Raw genomic sequence first — 17,217 nt, forward strand, 5'->3', positions numbered from 1 at the left:
TAGGCGGTTAGACTAGTCGATCCGACGATGGGCCGCGCTGCGGCGAGGTTGTACGAACCGGCCATCCGTAATTGGAAGGCAGCCGGATCATGTTGCAAGCAAATGCCACCGCGCGCACGGGCACGAGCACCGATAGCAGCAGCGCGACGACGACCCAGTCTCAATCGAGCGCGACAACGCCGCTCGATCGGCTGATGGCGGGCGCTTCGCCGCTCGACCGGATCGCGCCGCCGCCGGGCTACAAGGTCGCGACAGGCGACACGCTCTCGAAGATCGCCGCGCGCTTCGGCACCGACGTCGCGACGCTCGCGCGGATCAACGGCATTACCAATCCCGACCGCATCATGCCCGATCAGGTGATTCGCCTGCCGCAGGGCGCGGCGGAGAATGGCACGCATACCGTCAGCCGTGGGGAGACGCTGTCGGGCATCGCCGCCCGCTACGGCACCGACGTCGCGACGCTCGCGCGGATCAACGGCATCGACAATCCCAATCTGATCCGGCCGAACCAGGAGTTGCGCGTCTCGGGCAGCGCCTCGGCGCAGGTCGAGCAGAATCAAGGCACGACTCGCGTCCAGGGCCAGGGCAACGCCCAGGTCGACAATGCGACGCAGACCCGGCTGGGCAGCGTCTCCGAACGCTATGAGAGCGGGGGCCGGGGCCCCGGCACCGTCTCGACCGGCGCGGGCGATCCGGGCGGGGTCTCCTATGGTGTCTATCAGCTCTCCTCCAATGCCGGCACGCTCGGGGCGTTCTTGCGCAACGAAGGACGCCAATGGGCCGGCGAGCTCGGCACCGGTATTGGCGGCGACGCCTTCAACGCGCAGTGGCGGGCGATCGCCGCGCGCGATCCGCAGGGCTTCCGTGACGCGCAACACGCCTTTATCGAGCGCACCCATTATAGCCCCGCGGTCACGACCGTCCGCGACGCGACCGGACTCGATTTGAGCACGCGCCATGCCGCTGTACGCGAGGCGACCTGGTCGAGCTCGGTCCAGCACGCCCGCGCGCCGCAGCTGCTCGAGGCGGCGATCCGGCGTACCGATCGCGAAGTCGGTCGCGATTCGGCGGACTATGACCGCGCGTTGGTCTCGAACATCTATGCCGAGCGCACGACCTACCTGCAGGGCCTCGCCGCCAGCGGACGGTATAGCCGCGCCGAGGCGAACCAGCTGATCTCGGTTACCCAGAACCGCTACCCCAATGAACGGCGCGATGTCCTCGCGCTGTTCGATCGTCCGGCGGCCAATGTCGCTGCGAGCACTCGCACCGAATCCGCCGCTGTATCCAATCCCCGCACCGGGGCCGACTTCGCGAACCTGATCAACACCTCCGGCGATGCACAGGCGCGCGCCGATCTCGCGGCTGGGCGGAAGGTGCTGGTCGCAGTACGGAGCGATTCGTCGACGGGCGCCGGCGGCGGCCGCGGCGAATATAACGACACCATGGCGCTGGTCTCGCGCCAGGCCGATGGCAGCTATCGTGCGCAGGTCTTCGAAGGCAATACGGAGCCCGCGGGCGTATATGCCGCACGCGGCTATGGCAACGACGTCAACGGCGACGGACGCAAGGAACTCGGCCGGCTCGTCGAGGGCAATTATCGCTACGAGCTGCAATCGGGCAATTTCGCCGGCAATCGCTTTTTCCGGGCGACCGAGACCCAGTCGGCCCTGCGCGACAGCAACCATGACGGCCGCTTCACCGCGGCCGACCAGGTCGACCGCACCGGTGCCGGCCGATCGCTGCTGATCCACCAGGGCGGTAACAATTCGACCGGATCGGCAGGGTGCCAGACGCTGCGCCCGAGCGACTTCAACGCGTTGCTCGATGGCCTTGGCCGGCAATCGACTTTTAGCTACGTGCTGGTGAACGCCAGCCGATAGGATCCCGCATGCGCCCAGCTTTTGCTTCCCTGCTGTTGCTTGCGGCATGCGGCCCCGCGGATAGCAACGGTGAGGAGCAACAGGCGCCGATCGCTGCCGCGGCCAATCGGGCAGAGGCCGTCGCTGCGACACCGGTCGCGTCACCCTCGCCGGCCGCGAGCAATCCGGCCTGCGATACTGGCGCGCCCGAGAGCCCTTGCCAGATCGTCGGCAAGTGGCGCGTGACCAAGGTCTACAACCCCGCGAACAAGGATCCGCTCGCGGACGAGATGGGGATGGTGGGGTCGACCTTCACCGTCACGGCCAATGGCGACGTATCGGGGACGATCCGCTGGGACGGGCCCGACAATGGCCAGTTCGATCACAGCGACGTCTGCACCGGACCCTATCTGAGCCCCGCGGTCACGCCGCGCCCGGATGCCTCACGCGCGACGCTGGCAGCGGCGATCAAGGCGTGGAAGGTGGATGGCGATGCGAGCACGGCGCGCCACCTCGGCTGCGATCAGGGGCATTGGGCGCTACCGAGCGGTCCGGGCGGCAAATGGTTCGGGCTCCTATTGCCGATGGGACGGCAAATGGCGTTCGAATGGTTCGACGAGCGGATCGTTCTCGCCGAGCGTGCGGACTGATCAATTGGTAACGCGCCGAGCGGCGACCGGATTGCACCCGGCGTGTAGGTTTGCGCGCTTGTAAATCGTTGTAACGCAGTAACGGTATTGATGCGCGATCGGCAGAGTCGCTGTATACGGGGCTGCCGGTTGACACCGGCGAGTCCCGCCGGTCGCCGCCGTTGCTGATTGCCGCCCGGATCATGCGTACCCAGGTTCGAACATCATGGGGGAGGCAGGATCATGCCCAGCTTGCGCGTACGATTTCTCGCCGAGACCTGCGGGACCTTCTGGCTGGTCTTTGGCGGCTGCGGTTCGGCGGTCTTGTCGGCCGGCTTCCCCGGGCTAGGCATAGGCTTTGTCGGCGTGAGCCTGGCATTCGGCCTGACCGTGCTCACCATGGCCTATTCGATCGGCCATATCTCCGGATGCCACCTCAATCCCGCGGTGACGTTCGGCTTGTGGATCGGCGGGCGCTTCCCGGCACGAGACATCCCGCCTTATTTCCTCGCCCAGCTGCTCGGGGCGATACTTGCCGCCGGGGCGCTCTATCTGATCGCCTCCGGAAAAGCCGGATTCGACCTGCAGGCATCGGGCCTCGCGGCCAATGGCTATGCCGCGCATTCGCCCGGAGGATATTCTCTCGCGGCCGGCCTCCTCATCGAGTTCATCCTGACCTTGGGCTTTCTGCTCGTGATCCTCGGCGCGACCGATGCGCGGGCGCCGCAAGGCTTTGCCCCGATCGCGATCGGCATGGCGCTCACGCTCATCCATCTGATCGCGATCCCGGTCACCAACACCTCGGTCAATCCCGCGCGCTCCACCGGGCCGGCGTTGCTGGTCGGCGGCTGGGCGCTCGCCCAGCTTTGGGCCTTCTGGATCGCGCCGCTTCTGGGTGCTGCCGCAGGCGGACTATTGTATCGTCAATTCGCCGCGCCTCCGGGCAAACCGGACATCAGTGGCGAGGCAATCTAAGCGAGCCGACTGAACCGGCCCGATTGCCTTTCCATACGATCAGGAAACGGCGCCACCGCAGCCGTCATCGCGCGCATCGGCGGCTCGCCAGCGGATCGCCGGCCGTGCTTTCCGGACTTCTGCCCGATCCGGACCGGTCTGGCCGGTTTCCTCCGCATGGATCGCACGCGCGCGGTCGAGCCGTTCCGCCTCCAGCCTGTCCAACATCCTGGCTACCCGTCGAAGCGAAGGCATCGGACCGGTCAACCGCCGCAATCGGAAACGTGCGGACGCGATTGTTCGATGCGGTACATTCGAGTTCCCCCTGACGGTCGGACACAGCATTTTGGTGCGCCGTCGTCCCGCCGCAAGCGCCTGTTACAAGTTGTTACGATTCCGCACCGGCGGCCGCGGAGCTACAATGTCCGAAGAGACGTTTCGCTCCCGACCATTTTGTAAAATGATGTAACATCAGATATTTGGTAAAGATCATTCAGGAAGTCACCCGGCCTTTCCGGCCGTCCCGATCGCATCACAGCCGAGTTGAGCCCCGGCCGCGGTTTCGTCTATGCCCCGCCCAAATGATGGGAGTGCGGCGTGAACAAGGGACCATTGGTCGCGGGAGCGATGCTGTCGCTCATCGGCGCGTGCACGTCTCCGCTCAGCCGCGAGGGCCGGCTGCCGCCCGCCGGCGAGAGGCTCACAGATGCCACTTATGCGCTCGCGCCGGTTCCGGGGGACAGCGACGCGGCGACGGCTGGTGCCGTTTCGCTGGTCCGCGATGCGCTTGCCGGCAAAGGCTATCGCGAAGCGGCGAACGGGCGCTACCGGCTCGAGATAGGCCTTGCCAGCGCCCCGCCCGAGGTCGAGGTGCAGCGCGAGAGCGGCGATGCGCGTGGGAAAGGCGGCTCGCCGAATCTGATCGTCCTGTGCCGTCCCAAGCGCTATGTGCTCACCGTCGGCATGATCGACCGTTCGAGTGGCGACATCCTCTTCCGGAATGCCGCGGCCGCCCGATATTGCGGGAAATCCCTCGGCAAGATCCTGCCCAAAATGGTCCGTGCTGCCGTCAGCGAGTGACGGCGGAGGCAAGTGCCGGCAGCGCGAGCGTGAACCGCGACCCGTGCGGCCCGACCGCCGCATATTGCAGACGACCGCCATGGCGCTCCGCTACGGTCCTGACATAAGCGAGACCGAGACCGACGCTCAGTCCCGGTGCGGATCCTGCGAGCGGACCGAAGCGCCCGGTCAGATCCTTCAGCCGCTCTTCCGAGATGCCCGGACCGGCATCCTCGACCCACGCTTCGAAAACGGTATCTCCGGATGTTCTGTCGATCCCGCAGCGGATTTCGGCGCCCGCGGGGCTGAACCGCACTGCATTGTCGAGCAAGTTGAGAAAGGCCCGGGTAAGCGCGTGGCGCTCGCCTGCGACGCAGCAGGGTTCGCCTGCGGACGTCACGATCCGCACCTGTTTTTTCGACGCCAGCGGCCACGAGGCGTCGCTCGCTTCGGCGATACAATCGTGGAGGTCGGTCTCCTCGGGATCGAAGCTGGTGTCGCGGAGTCTGGCAAGCTGAACGAAATTCTCGGCGAGCCCCAACGTCCGGCGCGCGTGATAGGCGATCTTGTCCGCGGTGTCGGCGTCGAACCCGCTATCCGCCGAAGCTTCGAGCAAGGTGATGATCGTCGCTTGCGGCGACCGCATATCATGGCTGAGGAATTCCAGCGCCTGGGCACGGTCACGTTCGATGGCACGGATTCCGGTGATCTCGGCGAGCAAGTGGATCCATCCGCGCTGCGCGCCATTCGCATCGGTGAGCGGCGTCCGGCGATGCGAGAAATGCCGGCCGTCCAGCGCCATCAGGTCGTTGACCGTGGGAATGCCGTAGAGTGCCGCGCGAACCGTGGCATCCTGCGCGAGAAGTGCCTCGGCACGGCTGTTGGCGACCAATATGTCGCCTTCCATCGTCGTGACGACCAGCGGATCGGCGACGCCTTCGATGGTGTCGCCGACCAGCTTTTTGAGATCGCGCAGCGCCGCGATCGAGCCACTGAGTGCAAGCGCGTTGCGTCCCGCGTGATCGAGCCGCGACTGCTCTTGCGCGACCGTGCCGCCAAGGTCCGCCGACAGCCGCGACAGCTCCCACGATATGGCCTTGTCGACCGTGTGGAGCCGGCGCCAGCCCCAGAGCGGATATACGAACATCACGCCGATCAGCGCGATCGTGGGCGGAATCCAGACGCCAGCCGTGACGACGAGCAACACCGGGAGTGCGGCGATCAGCGCGAACATCGCGAGCGAGGCGAGCAAAGCTGCGGAAGGCTTGAGGCGCCAGAACATCAGCAACAGGAGGATGCCCGGTAGCGCGCCCGCGACCAGACGGATCGGCAATGGCGCCTCGCGAATGAAGCGATCGGCAAGCATCGCGTTCAGCAGATTGGCCTGAACCTCGACTCCGGGGAGAGTGCCCGCGCCGGCGACCTCATGACGGTCGCCGAGCCCGCCCGCCGCCGCACCGACCAGCACGATGCGATCGCGAACAAAGGCTGGCGGGACGCGTCCGGCGGCAACGTCGCCGAACGCGACGGTGCGGTATGCCCCGGTTGCGCGATAGGGCACCAGCACCGACATCTCGCCACGGGCCGAGCCGCGCTGCCAGGCCGATGACGGCCGGCCGAACGCCAGCCTGTAGGTCTGCTCGACGAGGTGCGGCCACATGCGCGATCCGTCCCGCACGCCGAGCAACACGGCGCGCGCCGTGCCATCCGCTTCATGCGGCAGCGCCACCTGTCCGAGTGCCGCGGCGGCGTCCGCGACCGGCGCGATCGGGATCCTGGTTTCGAAAGCCCGGCCATTCATTCCGGGTGCATCGAAAAGCACGGGCAGCGCGACCCTGGTCCGTCGCAGGGCACCTGCGAGCGCTGCATCTTCGCCAGCCGCACGGCCAGGCTCGGTGAACAGCACGTCATAGGCGATCGCGGCCGGCTGCGACGCGGCGAGAGCTTCTATCGCCTGCGCATGCACCGTGCGCGGCCATGGCCATTGGCCAAGCGTGGCCAGGCTCGCATCGTCAATGGTGACCAGCAGGATCTGGTCGGAAGCGGGGGGCGCGCGCAATTCGACGACGAGATCGTAGAGCGCATCGTCGGCGCGCGCGGTGGCTCCGGCGAGCGTGAGCCCGCACGTCAGCGCCAGTACCAGGAGGGCGACTGCCCACCATTCGAACAGCAGTCGCCGGAACAATCCTATCGCCTTCGCGATCGGGAGGAATCGGTGATCGTCAGCTTCGCGGGATCGGTCCACGATTCGACAGCCTCGCCGTCCTCGAGCTGGACGAGGCCGACGCGCCAATAATAGACGCCGCCCGGAAGCCGCCGCAGCGTGAGCGCGTCGCGGGCGAGCGCCACTTCGTCGACCATGAGCCGGCCTTGCGGCGTATCGCGCGTAAGCTGGAAGCGATAGCGACGCACGCCGCCCCCGGCGCCGGACCAGCGGAACCGGTATCCGTCCTCTCCGGCTTCGACGGTGCCGTGGATCGAGGCCAGCCGACGCTTGAAGCTATAAGCCTGCGCCATCCCTTCGAGGCCGCTGCGCGCGATGGCGGACACCCGGACGAACAGCGTGCCATTGGGTATGTCGGGAAGCGCGAAAACTCCGTCATCGGAGAATTGCTCGGCGATATTGTCGATAAACCCGGCATCCGATGCGATCAGAACGCGGTAGCGGATCGTGTCCGCCAGCCTGCGCGCACGAAACTCCACCGCGTCGCGTGTCTGCAGCGGTGCGGGATCGTCGAGATCGGGCGCGGCGAGCAGCTTTTCGCGATGCGGTTCGCCGCCTTGATCGAGCGTTGCGCCGAAGCTGGGTTCGAGCGCGAGCGCTGTAGGACCTCCAGGCGCCGATAAAGCGACGGTTCCGGCCAGAACCTCGGTCGCGGCCGTGCGGCTCTGCGCGTCGAAGGAGACACGGAATTCGGTGCCGCGCACTGCGGTCATGCTGACCGGCGTGTGGATGCGGTATCTGCCCGAAGGCTGATCCAGCGGCGTCACCTTGGTCTCCAGGCGCCCCTGCTCGACGTCGATGCGATAGTCGATCGTGCCGGTGAGCAGGATTCGCCGCAACTCGCGGACCCGGACGCGGCTTTGCGACGGAATCACCACTTGCGATCGATCCGCCAGCAGCAGCGTGACGAAGCTGTTCGCGGCGGTCGCGACTTCAGTGCCCTCCCCGACAAGGGCTCCGGGTGCGGGCGAGACCGCTTTGCCGCCGATCGCGAGGCGGACCGTGCCGCGATAGCTCGCGAGGCGTGCGGGCTCGACCTTGAAGCGCAGCCATGCTCTCGGAATGCGCAATTGCCGACCGATCGGCAGGCGCCTCGGATTGCGGATGCGTGCGAGCCCGAGCAGGGACCGCCAACGGCGCTCCGGCACCAGAAAGCTGCGGCTCAGCCGGTCGAGCGTGTCGCCGCGGCGGACGGTGTAGGTGACGACATCGCTTTGGGAGGGCTGGGACAGGAGAGGCGCGGTCTGCATTGCGGCCGCAAGAAACATGCTCAACCCTCTGCCCCGAAACGCTCCATGCGATAGCCATAACCAGAAATCGCCACGATGCGGTAGCCGTTCTCCGGGGTCAGCTTGAGCTTGGTGCGAATGCGCGAGACATGCATGTCCAGCGTGCGGGTCGAGAGATCGGCGGCGCTCTGCCAGATCGTCTCCAGCAGATAGCTTCTCGACAGCGCCCGATGCATGTTCTCGAACAAGGTGAGCGCGAGCTGAAATTCCTTGGCACTCAACGCGATTTCCTCGTCGCCGACATCCACCCGTTCGGTAAGGCGGTCGAAGGCGTAGGGGCCGAACTGCAGAACCCGGTCCTGCGTGGCGGTGGGCATGGCGCGGCGCAATACTGCCTGCACGCGGGCCGCGATTACCGTAGCGGTCTCGGGCTTGACGACATAATCGTCGGCGCCGGCATGCAGCGCAGCGGCGACGTCATCCTTGTCCGATCGGCTCGTCAGCATGATGATGGCGGTCGCCCGCGAAACGGCGTCCCGGATCGAACGCAGCAGCTCCATTCCCGAACTGTCGGGCAGATTCCAGTCGAGCAGAATGAGGTCGAAGGTCTGCCGGCGCAGGGCGGCCAGCAGGGCGGCGCCGGTGCGAAAGCCGGTGCAGCTATGGTTCGCGGCGGCCAGTGCTGCCGAAGCGAACTCGATCACGCTTTCATCGTCGTCGACTACCGCGATACGCATGCAGGGCCCTTGTGTGATCTCAATAGGGCTCAGCCATCGGCGTTTCTGCCGGATGTCGCGAATCAGCGAGGATAGGATAGGGTTGCGTCGCCACGAGCGTGCGCGTTGCGAGCGTGTCCGACAGCAGCAAGTCGATCCCGTTTCCAAGGTTGCTGCTCTGCGACATGCGTCGCTGCTAGCAACGGCACGGGAGAGCGACAATCGCAGCCTTGTAAACAGTTGTAACGGCCGGGCGAGATTCCGCTACGGCACGGCCCTTTCCCGATGCGGGGTCAACTGCGCAGGGCCGCCTACGGATATCGTCGGTTGGCCCCGCCGGGCCGGGCCGGGCGGGGCCGCGTGCCCGATCATGCCGTGGGGGAACATGTCGGTGCCTCGCCCCTCCGGCAGCTGTTGTTGCTTCGATAAAATGCAAGACCATTTGACCGGAGGGACTGCGGAATAGCAGTAATCTTGCGATGCCGGGACCAGGAACATTGGCAATTTACGACAATTTACATCATGCGCTCGGGAAGCACCCTCGGAGATTTACAACTATTTACTGGTCATCTCTTCGCCGGCCTGTAGCTCCTGCCAGCCATGGATCTCGCGCCCTCCCAACCGCATCGCAGTATCGGCCCGGGCCTGAGGATTCTGGTCGTCGAAGATGATGTGCGCATTCGATCGCAGATTGCCGATCACCTGAGGCAAAAGGGGTATCTGATCATGGAAGCCGCCAGCGCGGATGAAGCCGTGCTGCTTCTCCAGCGTGACGGCAGCGCGATCGACTGCGTCTTCTCGGATGTTCAGATGCCCGGCAGCCAGGATGGCGTCGGACTGGCCCGCTGGATATTTCGTCATCGTCCGGGACTGGCGGTTCTGCTTACCTCGGGCAATTTCCGCTCCGAGGATCTGGAACCGGAGCTTCGGGCCGTTCTGCCTGTCCTTGCGAAGCCGTATCGCGGCGAGGCGGTCGAACGACAAATGGCCTCGGTGATGGCAACCAGACGACCAGGTCAGATCCATCATATAGCGAACTGACGGCGCTTCCGACGCGGCCGAGCGGCGCGCGATCGTCTCCTCCCGCCTTCTTCACCTGTTGTCGCAAAGTCGTTGCCAAGCCCCCGCGCGGCTGAGGGGATGCCCGCATAGTAAAGCGTAACAGGGAGGCGCGTGTGCGGCTAGACGGTCGACGCGGAGCGTGTTGGGGGCAAGAACGGGCTCGTGGCGGATATCGTGCCATGTTGCTTTGCGGAGCCGGCGCGGTGCTGGCATCGGGAGCGGCGCAGGCGCAGACCGCGGCACCGCCGGCAAGCCAGACAGTTTCTGTTGCGCCGCCAGCTGCCGAGACGCCGGTCGCCGCCGACCAGGCTGTGGCCGCGGCGCCTACGTTGCGCTTCTGGGACGGCGGTGATCCTGCGAGGCACGGCAACGGCGCCATCGACGGCGGTTCCGGCACGTGGAGCGCGATCGCGCCGAACTGGACCGATGCTGGCGGCGCGATCAATGGGCCGATGCAGCCGGTGCCGGCTTTCGCGGTATTCCAGGGCACAGCCGGCACCGTGACGATCGACGACAGTCAAGGCGTGCCCGCGATCAGCTCGATGCTGTTCGGCACTGGCGGCTATCGTCTGACCGGGGGGCAGTTTCGGTTGGACGGGGGCGCGTTCACGTCGATCCGCACCGGCGACGGGCTGACTGCGCGGATCGACAGCGAACTGACCGGCGAGAGCGGATTGCTCTATAACGCGCTCGGCACGCTGATCCTCGGCGGCAACAACAGCTATACCGGCGGCACGCGCGTCGATGGCGGCACGCTGATCGGGGACACCCGCTCGATCCGCGGCGATCTGGCGAATGGCGGCAGCGTCGTCTTCGATCAGGCGTTCGACGACACTTTCCGCGGCGAGGTCGGCGGCCTGTCGAGCCTCTGGGGTCTGATGACCAAGCGCGGCGCGGGAACCCTGACGCTCGGCGGCGGCAATCAGCTCGACTGGCGTGTCGAGCAAGGCGGGCTGATCGCGCGGGCCGAGGGATTCGGCGGCAATATCGACGTTTCCAGCGGCGCGCGCGTGACACTCAGTTCGGGTGAGGTCGCGGGCGTCACCTCGACCTATCGCTACGCATTGTCGGGCGCGGGGCGGTTCGACGTGGCGGGAAAGGCCCTGTTGACACTCACTGCCAATTCGGGCGGCTTCGCCGGCCATACCGAAGTGCGGGACGCGGCCCTGCGCGTAGAGGGATCGCTGGGCGGCACCTTGCAGGTCGGCGATGGCGGCCGCCTGGGCGGAACCGGCAGGGTCGGCGATGTCAGTGTCGGCACGGGCGGCCGGCTGATCGGGACTCCCGGCGAATTCCTGACCATGTCGTCGCTCGCGCTCGGTTCGGGCGCGATCATCGATGCCCGGCTGGGAACTCCGGCGACACCGCAATTCTTCCAGGTCGAGGGTGATCTGACGCTCGACGGCACGATCAACATCGCCGGCACCGGCCCGATCGGCGCAGGCGTCTATCGGCTGATCAATTTCGGCGGCAAGCTCACCAATAACGGCCTCAAGGTCGGTACCCTGCCGACCGGGCAGGAACGCTCGCTGGTCTCGATCAGCACGACGATTCCCTGGGCCGTCGACCTGATCTCCGAGATCGGCGGCATGCCGATGCAGTTCTGGGACGGCAGCGATCCGACGCGCTTCAACGATGGCAGGATCGAAGGTGGGCCCGGGGTCTGGCGAAGCAACATCGCCGGCTGGACCGACCGCACCGGCAAGAAGAACCAAGCCTATGTGGGAACCGGATTCTCGGTGTTCGACGGGCGCGGCGGGCAAGTCGTCATCGACGGCGCGGTCCAGACCGGAGGCATGCAGTTCGCAGTGACCGGCTATGCGCTTTCTGGGAGCGGGCTGCGGCTCGCGGGCAGCGAACGCACCGTGATCCGGGTCGGCGACGGCAGCGAATGGGCCTCGACGATCACCGCGGAGATTTCCGCGCCGATTTCAGGCACCGGCCGGTTGACCAAGAGCGACGCCGGAACGCTGATCCTCTCGGGCGTCAACAATTATGCCGGGGCGACCGAGGTCGAGGCCGGCACGCTGGTCGGCAACACCGGCTCAATCCGCAACACCTTGCTCAATGCCGGCACGATCGTGTTCGATCAGCGCGCCAACGGCACTTTCGCCGACAAGGTCCTCGGTCTGCGCGGGCAAGCGGGCAAGATGATCAAGCGCGGCAGCGGCGTCCTCACGCTCGCCAGGGAGAGCCGGCTCGACTGGACCGTCGAGGAAGGCCGGCTGGTGGCGCAGGCCGACCGCTATCTCAGCGACCTGACTACGCTGACGGGCGGCGAGCTTGCGCTCGGCGTGACGACGGGCGCGGTCGACTTCGACACCGAATTCCGCGGAAATGGTCGCCTGACCAAGACCGGTGCCGGCAAGCTTGTGCTGACCGAGCATTCGCGCCTCTTCGAAGGGACGACACGGATTGCCGGCGGCGAGCTGGTCGTCGACCGCACGCTGGGCGGGCAAGTGATCGTCGAGGCCAACAGCAGGCTGTCGGGCGAAGGCGAGTTGGGCTCGGTGTTCGTCGCCCGTGGGGGTACCATTGCGCCTCAGCCCAGTGCCGCACGGCCGGCCGTCGGACCTGTCACTTCGCTGCGGATCGACGGCGACATCACTTTCGAGCCCGGCGCGCGCTTCGAGGTGGATGTCGATCCGGCGAGCCCTTTCGGTTTCGCCGACAATCTGTACGTGCGCGGCGTGGCGCGGCTTGCCGGTTCGGTGTTCCATGTCGGCACCGGGGGCAATTATGCCCCATCCTCGACCTATACGATCCTCACGGCGTTCGGGGGGATCGAAGGACGGTTCGACGGCGTATCCTCGTCGTTCGCCTTCCTCACACCGCGGCTCGAATACACGCCGATGACGGTGCAGCTGATCCTCGACCGCAACGACGTCCAGTTCAGCGACGTGGCGGTGAGCGCGAACCAGCGCGCGGTGGGGACCGCGTTGCAGGCCGTGGTCGCGGGGCCGCTATACGATGCGGTGATCGCCGCCGACGCCGTGCAGGCGCGGGCGGCGTTCGACAGCATCTCTGGCGATTTCCACGCCTCTTTGCGTACGGCATTGGTCGAGGACAGCCGGCTGACGCGTGGTGCCGCGCTGTCGCGCTTGCGTGCGCCCGCCGGCGCGCCGGGAATCTCGGCATGGGGCGAGGCGATCGGCAGCTGGGGGCATTATGCCAGCGACGGCAACGCCGCCCGGCTCGAGCGATCGGCGGCGGGCGGACTTGCGGGCATCGAGGCGCGGGTGCCGGAAGGCAGCGTGCGCCTGGGGGTGTTCGGCGGCTATCACCATTCCGACCTGCGCGGCGCAGGCGACGCCGATGTGGATAGCTACCAGACGGGCCTCTACGCAGGCGCGCAATTCGGCGGCCTCGCCTTGCGCGGCGGAGTGGCGATCGGCTGGCAAGACGTTGCGACGCGGCGCGAGATCAGCGGCGGCGGACTCGAGGAGCAGGTCCGCGCCCGCTACGGCGCCACGACGGCGCAGGCATTCGGCGAACTCGCCTGGCGGGTCGCGTTGGGCGGCGCGGCGATCGAGCCCTTTGCCGGTCTCGCCCATGTCGCGCTCGACGTCGAGCGAGGCCGCGAGCGCGGCGAGGCGGGAGCGCTGGCGCTGGGGCACGATACCATGGCGACCACTTATGCCACGCTGGGCGTGCGTGGCGAGACCTTGCTCGGTGGCGCAGTGTCGTTGCGGGGTTCGGCTGCGTGGCAGCACGTCTTCGGCGATCGGGTGCCGACGGTGGCGATGACGGTGGACGGCGCGCGGTTCGAGAGCGTCGGGCTGGGAATCGCGCAGGACGGCTTCGTCGGCGATATCGGCATCGTCGCGCGGCTGGGCGAGCAAGTCGAGGTCGATCTGAGCTATCGCGGGGCGCTTTCGCAGCGCAACCGCGATCATGGCGCGAGTGCCGGTCTCACGTTCCGCTTTTGAGCGTTATTTCACCGGCCGCTTTTCGAGCTTTCGCGCCAGCGTGCGGCGGTGCATGCCCAGCCGCCGCGCGGTTTCGGAGATGTTGAAGCCGGTCGCGGCCAGCGTCTCGTTGATCATCTCCCATTCGTGGGTCTTGATCGAGGAAGCCCGGTTGGTGAGCGGCGTCGTTGGATCGCCTGCCGGCTTTTCGAACGCCGCCTCGATGTCGTCGGTATTCGACGGCTTCACCAGATAGTGGCACGCGCCGAGCTTGATCGCCTCGACCGCAGTCGAGATGCTGGCATAGCCGGTCAGCACGACGATCAGCATCGCGGGATCGCGGGCGTGCAGCATCTGGATGCACGGCAGGCCCGACGATGTCGCCAGCTTGAGATCGACCACGGCGCGCTCGGGGATTTCGGTATCGAGCAGCACCTCGAGCTGCGCGATGTCGGCGGCGACCCGGACACGATAGCCGCGCCGCTCGAACGAACGCTGCAAGGTACGGGCGAAGGTCTCGTCATCCTCGACGATGATCAGGCTCGGTCCGTCCATCTCAGCGCTCCGCCCGTGCGAGCGGCAGCAGCAGCCGAACTTCGGCGCCGCCGCCGACGCGATTGCTGGCCTCGAGCCGCCCACCGAGGCGCCGCACCACATTGGTGGCGAGAAACAGCCCGACGCCATGCCCCGCGCCCTTGGTCGATTGGTACAGCTTGCCAATCTGGCCGAGCGCCTCCGGGGTGAACCCGTCGCCCCAGTCGCACACAGCAATCGCCAGCATACGGTCCTGGATCGTGGCGCTCAGCCGCACCCCCGTGGGGGAGGCCTCCGCCGCATTGTCGAGCAGATTCCAGATCGCCTGGCGCAGCGCGGCGTCGACGGCGATCACTGCGCCTTCCGCGGCTCCGGCATAAGCGAGCGGCACCTGTGGGTAGGCGACCTGCCAGGCTTCGGCAACAGCGTCGAGAAACGGCCCTGCGGCCTGGCTTTCCATCGCTTCGCCGCGCGGTTGCCCGGCCGAATGGAGGATGTCGGAGACGATCGCCTTGCAGCGCTGGACCTCGGCCTGCATCTCCTCGACTTCGGTCGCGAGCTCCGGATCGCCGATGATCGCCGGCATGCGCCGCCAATCGGCGAGGATCACCGAAAGCGTGCCGAGCGGCGTGCCCAGCTCGTGTGCGGCACCCGAGGCGAACAGCCCCATACGGACGATGCCCTCCTCCTGCGCGGCATGCTGGCGCAGATCGGCGACGTGCGCGTCGCGGGCATGCAGGTTGCGGCTGATCCGGGTGATGAACAAAACCAGCAGGCTCGCCACCATGACGAAGCCGATCCACTGCCCGACCGCGAACAGATCGGCGCGGTCGGCGATCAGCCCGCCGGGAAGCGCCAGCGGCACATAGTTGAGGCTGAGCAGCGCGTAGCTGAGCGCTGTCGCCGCCACCAGCACCGCAACCGCCGCGTAAGGGAGCAGGATCGCTCCGAGCACGACCTGGAGCAAATAGAGCGAAATGAACGGATTGGTCGCGCCGCCGCTGAAATAAAGCTGGAGCGTGAGCGCCGCCATGTCGAGCAACAGCGCCACCATGATCTCGCCGTCATACACCCGGTGCCGTGGCAGCGCGATCATGCCCAGCAGGTTGGCGAAGGCGAGTACGAGGACGATGCCGAGCATTTCGATCACCGGCAGCGGGACGCGCAGCACGAAATGGACGAGCAGGATCGTCGCGGTCTGGCCGGCCACTGCGATCCAGCGCAGCTGGACGAGCTGGCGCATATTCTCCGCTGCGGCGGTCTCGGGAGAGGGGCCGGCCGGTGCCCCCGAGCGTCTGCGGGTCAAAGCGAGTAGCGGTGCGTCCATCAGCGCCCGCCACGGGTGCGTAGCGCGACCACCGCCGCGCCGCCGCTCAGCGCGGCGAGTGCGAACCAGGTGAGCGCATAGACGAGATGGCTGTTGCGGAAACTTACCACGGTCAGCCCGCCTAGCGGATAGCCGCCCGGGTTGGGAGAGGCATCGGCATCCACGAAGAAGGGTGCCACCGCGCCGAGGCGACGCGCCCGGGCGATCGCCGCCACATCGCGCGAGTGCCAGCGGCCGGCCGCGGGATCGTTCGCACGCAAAAAGCCGCCCTTGGGCTCGCTCGCCCGCATCAGCCCGATCACCGTCGTGCCGCCGCCGATCTGGCCTGCCGATCGCGTTGCGGACTGGCGGCGCTCGGGCGGAACGAAGCCGCGATTGACCAGAACGGTCCCTTGCGGCGTACGCAGCGGCGTCAGCACCCAGAAGCCTGCGCCCCGCTCTGTCAGCGCCTGAACCAGAGTTTCGCGGTCATGGTCGAACGTCCCGCTCAGACGCACGCGCCGATATTCCGCGTCCCGCATGGCGAGGCGGGGCCAGGAGCCGGGCGTCGGCAGCATAGCGGGCGGCGCATGAATCCGGGCCTCGACGCGCGCGATCAGATCGAGCTTCCACGCGCGGCGTTCGATCTGCCAGACACCCAGCGCAGCGAAGCCGATAGCGGCGAGCAGCGCGAGCGCGGCGAACGAAGTCCGGCGGAATCCGCTCAGGGCTGGGCGCTCATTTCCGCCGACGGCATCGGCATCATGTTGCTGTTGATATGGTACATGATCCATAGCGAGCCCGCGATCACGATCAGCACGATGACGCCGGTGAAGATATAGGCGAGCAGCGTCCACCCCCCCTCGGAGCGCGTATTGACGTGAAGAAAGGCGACCGTGTGGACGATGATCTGCGCCACCGCGAACGCGACGATTATGATCGCGGTAGTCTGCGCATCCTGCAGCACCCCGGTCATCACCAGCCAGAACGGAATGGCGGTGAGTACGACCGAGATCAGGAAGCCGATCACATAGCCGCGGCGAGAGAGAGGCGCATGGGCCGCGCCATGGCCTTGCGTATCGTGATGGCCATGATCGGCAGGCGCATGGACGGCGTCGTTCATCGCAGGACCCCCAGCAGATATACGAAGGTGAAGACGCCGATCCAGACGACGTCGAGGAAGTGCCAGAACATGCTGAGGCACATCAGCCGACGCTGATTCTCCGGATGGAGCCCGCGCTGGCCCAGCTGGACCAGCATCACGACGAGCCAGATGATGCCGAACGTGACGTGCAGGCCATGCGTCGCCACCAGCGTGAAAAAGGCGGACAGGAATGCGCTGGTCTGGGGCGTCGCGCCTTCGTGGATCAGGCTGGAGAATTCGTAGAGCTCGATTCCGACAAAGCCGACGCCCAACAGCCCGGTGAGCGCCAGCCAGAGCTGGGTGCCGCGAAGCTTGCCCTCCTGCATCGCGATCATCGCAAAGCCGTAGGTGATCGACGAGGTAAGCAGCAGCGCCGTATTCACTGCGACCAGCGGTAGTTCGAAGATTTCGCGCGGAGAGGGGCCGCCGGCATAGCTGGTGCTCAGCACGCCATAGGTGGCGAACAGCGTCGCGAAGATGAGCGCGTCGCTCATCAGATAGATCCAGAAACCGAGCAGCGTGTTGCCGCCGGGCTCGTGATGCTCCTCTTCGACGAGGTAGAAGGTCGGCTCGGCCATACGTTCCCCGTT

At 66.7% G+C, this 17,217-nt stretch carries 15 protein-coding genes; 6 read left to right on the plus strand and 9 right to left on the minus strand.

All coding sequences use genetic code 11. The features are described 5' to 3' along the window. Positions 1-89 precede the first annotated feature (89 nt). The 3 genes from Q9Q95_RS13970 to aqpZ all read left to right on the plus strand — a co-directional run bounded on the left by Q9Q95_RS13970 (position 90) and on the right by aqpZ (position 3,466). A complete protein-coding gene (locus Q9Q95_RS13970) occupies positions 90-1,883 on the plus strand; it encodes a LysM peptidoglycan-binding domain-containing protein (protein WP_306097749.1) in 1,794 nt (597 codons plus the stop codon). Positions 1,884-1,891: 8 nt separating this feature from the next. Continuing rightward, positions 1,892-2,512, plus strand: coding sequence for a hypothetical protein (locus Q9Q95_RS13975; RefSeq protein ID WP_306097750.1), 621 nt, complete (start codon positions 1,892-1,894; stop codon positions 2,510-2,512). A 222-nt stretch (positions 2,513-2,734) separates the two neighbouring features. Further along, complete coding sequence (gene aqpZ / locus Q9Q95_RS13980; protein WP_306097751.1) at positions 2,735-3,466, plus strand: aquaporin Z; 732 nt, start codon at positions 2,735-2,737, stop codon at positions 3,464-3,466. A 39-nt stretch (positions 3,467-3,505) separates the two neighbouring features. Here the strand turns inward: aqpZ and Q9Q95_RS13985 are convergent, their stop codons facing one another. After that, the gene (locus Q9Q95_RS13985) at positions 3,506-3,673 is read right to left on the minus strand and encodes a hypothetical protein (RefSeq protein WP_306097752.1); all 168 of its coding nucleotides are present in this window, start codon (positions 3,671-3,673) and stop codon (positions 3,506-3,508) included. Between the two features lie 369 nt (positions 3,674-4,042). Here Q9Q95_RS13985 and Q9Q95_RS13990 point away from each other — a divergent pair, with 369 nt between their 5' ends. Continuing rightward, positions 4,043-4,525 (plus strand): hypothetical protein, encoded by a 483-nt coding sequence (locus Q9Q95_RS13990; RefSeq protein ID WP_306097753.1) that lies wholly within the window; start codon positions 4,043-4,045, stop codon positions 4,523-4,525. Here the strand turns inward: Q9Q95_RS13990 and Q9Q95_RS13995 are convergent. From Q9Q95_RS13995 to Q9Q95_RS14005, 3 genes are read right to left on the minus strand one after another with little or no spacing between them, the layout of a single operon-like run. Continuing rightward, entirely contained in the window at positions 4,515-6,689 is a 2,175-nt protein-coding gene (locus tag Q9Q95_RS13995; protein WP_306097754.1) for a CHASE2 domain-containing protein, read from the minus strand. The genes Q9Q95_RS13990 and Q9Q95_RS13995 overlap by 11 nt on opposite strands. A 2-nt stretch (positions 6,690-6,691) precedes the next feature. After that, on the minus strand, positions 6,692-7,996 hold the full coding sequence (locus tag Q9Q95_RS14000) for a FecR domain-containing protein (protein WP_306097755.1): 1,305 nt from the start codon (positions 7,994-7,996) through the stop codon (positions 6,692-6,694). A gap of 2 nt (positions 7,997-7,998) precedes the next feature. Then, positions 7,999-8,694: a response regulator transcription factor gene (locus Q9Q95_RS14005; protein WP_306097756.1), complete on the minus strand. Its 696-nt coding sequence runs from the start codon at positions 8,692-8,694 to the stop codon at positions 7,999-8,001. A 579-nt stretch (positions 8,695-9,273) separates the two neighbouring features. Between Q9Q95_RS14005 and Q9Q95_RS21230 the strand changes: the two genes are divergently transcribed. Continuing rightward, positions 9,274-9,714 (plus strand): response regulator, encoded by a 441-nt coding sequence (locus Q9Q95_RS21230; RefSeq protein ID WP_371876766.1) that lies wholly within the window; start codon positions 9,274-9,276, stop codon positions 9,712-9,714. Between the two features lie 200 nt (positions 9,715-9,914). Continuing rightward, positions 9,915-13,664, plus strand: coding sequence for an autotransporter domain-containing protein (locus tag Q9Q95_RS14015; RefSeq protein ID WP_306097758.1), 3,750 nt, complete (start codon positions 9,915-9,917; stop codon positions 13,662-13,664). Between the two features lie 3 nt (positions 13,665-13,667). On the opposite strand, the gene Q9Q95_RS14020 is transcribed toward Q9Q95_RS14015, so the two are convergent. Genes Q9Q95_RS14020 through cyoC form a run of 5 tightly spaced genes read right to left on the minus strand, consistent with a single transcriptional unit; the run spans position 13,668 to position 17,205 of the window. Beyond that, positions 13,668-14,198, minus strand: a complete 531-nt coding sequence (locus tag Q9Q95_RS14020; RefSeq protein WP_306097759.1) for a response regulator transcription factor — start codon at positions 14,196-14,198, stop codon at positions 13,668-13,670. Between the two features lies 1 nt (position 14,199). Then, positions 14,200-15,504 carry an ATP-binding protein gene (locus Q9Q95_RS14025; protein ID WP_306097760.1) on the minus strand — a complete coding sequence of 435 codons (1,305 nt, stop codon included), beginning with the start codon at positions 15,502-15,504 and terminating at the stop codon, positions 14,200-14,202. Beyond that, entirely contained in the window at positions 15,504-16,277 is a 774-nt protein-coding gene (locus Q9Q95_RS14030) for an SURF1 family protein (RefSeq protein WP_306097761.1), read from the minus strand. Before Q9Q95_RS14030 ends, Q9Q95_RS14025 begins: the two co-directional genes overlap by 1 nt. Then, positions 16,208-16,606, minus strand: a complete 399-nt coding sequence (cyoD, locus tag Q9Q95_RS14035) for a cytochrome o ubiquinol oxidase subunit IV (protein WP_306097762.1) — start codon at positions 16,604-16,606, stop codon at positions 16,208-16,210. Before cyoD ends, Q9Q95_RS14030 begins: the two co-directional genes overlap by 70 nt. After that, positions 16,603-17,205 (minus strand): cytochrome o ubiquinol oxidase subunit III, encoded by a 603-nt coding sequence (cyoC, locus tag Q9Q95_RS14040; protein ID WP_306097763.1) that lies wholly within the window; start codon positions 17,203-17,205, stop codon positions 16,603-16,605. Before cyoC ends, cyoD begins: the two co-directional genes overlap by 4 nt. Positions 17,206-17,217: the final 12 nt, after the last annotated feature.

It is taken from the genome of Sphingomonas sp. DG1-23 (assembly GCF_030730875.1).
Lineage (GTDB): Bacteria > Pseudomonadota > Alphaproteobacteria > Sphingomonadales > Sphingomonadaceae > Sphingomonas.

What these genes read in the sequence shown, in the direction of transcription:
- cyoD (WP_306097762.1), bottom strand. Translation starts at nt 16,606, where the DNA reads ATGAACGACGCCGTCCATGCGCCTGCCGATCATGGCCATCACGATACG.
- Q9Q95_RS13985 (WP_306097752.1), bottom strand. Translation starts at nt 3,673, where the DNA reads ATGTTGGACAGGCTGGAGGCGGAACGGCTCGACCGCGCGCGTGCGATC.
- Q9Q95_RS21230 (WP_371876766.1), top strand. Translation starts at nt 9,274, where the DNA reads ATGGATCTCGCGCCCTCCCAACCGCATCGCAGTATCGGCCCGGGCCTG.
- Q9Q95_RS14000 (WP_306097755.1), bottom strand. Translation starts at nt 7,996, where the DNA reads ATGTTTCTTGCGGCCGCAATGCAGACCGCGCCTCTCCTGTCCCAGCCC.
- cyoC (WP_306097763.1), bottom strand. Translation starts at nt 17,205, where the DNA reads ATGGCCGAGCCGACCTTCTACCTCGTCGAAGAGGAGCATCACGAGCCC.
- Q9Q95_RS14015 (WP_306097758.1), top strand. Translation starts at nt 9,915, where the DNA reads ATGTTGCTTTGCGGAGCCGGCGCGGTGCTGGCATCGGGAGCGGCGCAG.
- Q9Q95_RS13975 (WP_306097750.1), top strand. Translation starts at nt 1,892, where the DNA reads ATGCGCCCAGCTTTTGCTTCCCTGCTGTTGCTTGCGGCATGCGGCCCC.
- Q9Q95_RS14005 (WP_306097756.1), bottom strand. Translation starts at nt 8,694, where the DNA reads ATGCGTATCGCGGTAGTCGACGACGATGAAAGCGTGATCGAGTTCGCT.
- Q9Q95_RS14025 (WP_306097760.1), bottom strand. Translation starts at nt 15,504, where the DNA reads ATGGACGCACCGCTACTCGCTTTGACCCGCAGACGCTCGGGGGCACCG.
- Q9Q95_RS14020 (WP_306097759.1), bottom strand. Translation starts at nt 14,198, where the DNA reads ATGGACGGACCGAGCCTGATCATCGTCGAGGATGACGAGACCTTCGCC.
- aqpZ (WP_306097751.1), top strand. Translation starts at nt 2,735, where the DNA reads ATGCCCAGCTTGCGCGTACGATTTCTCGCCGAGACCTGCGGGACCTTC.
- Q9Q95_RS14030 (WP_306097761.1), bottom strand. Translation starts at nt 16,277, where the DNA reads ATGGATCATGTACCATATCAACAGCAACATGATGCCGATGCCGTCGGC.
- Q9Q95_RS13970 (WP_306097749.1), top strand. Translation starts at nt 90, where the DNA reads ATGTTGCAAGCAAATGCCACCGCGCGCACGGGCACGAGCACCGATAGC.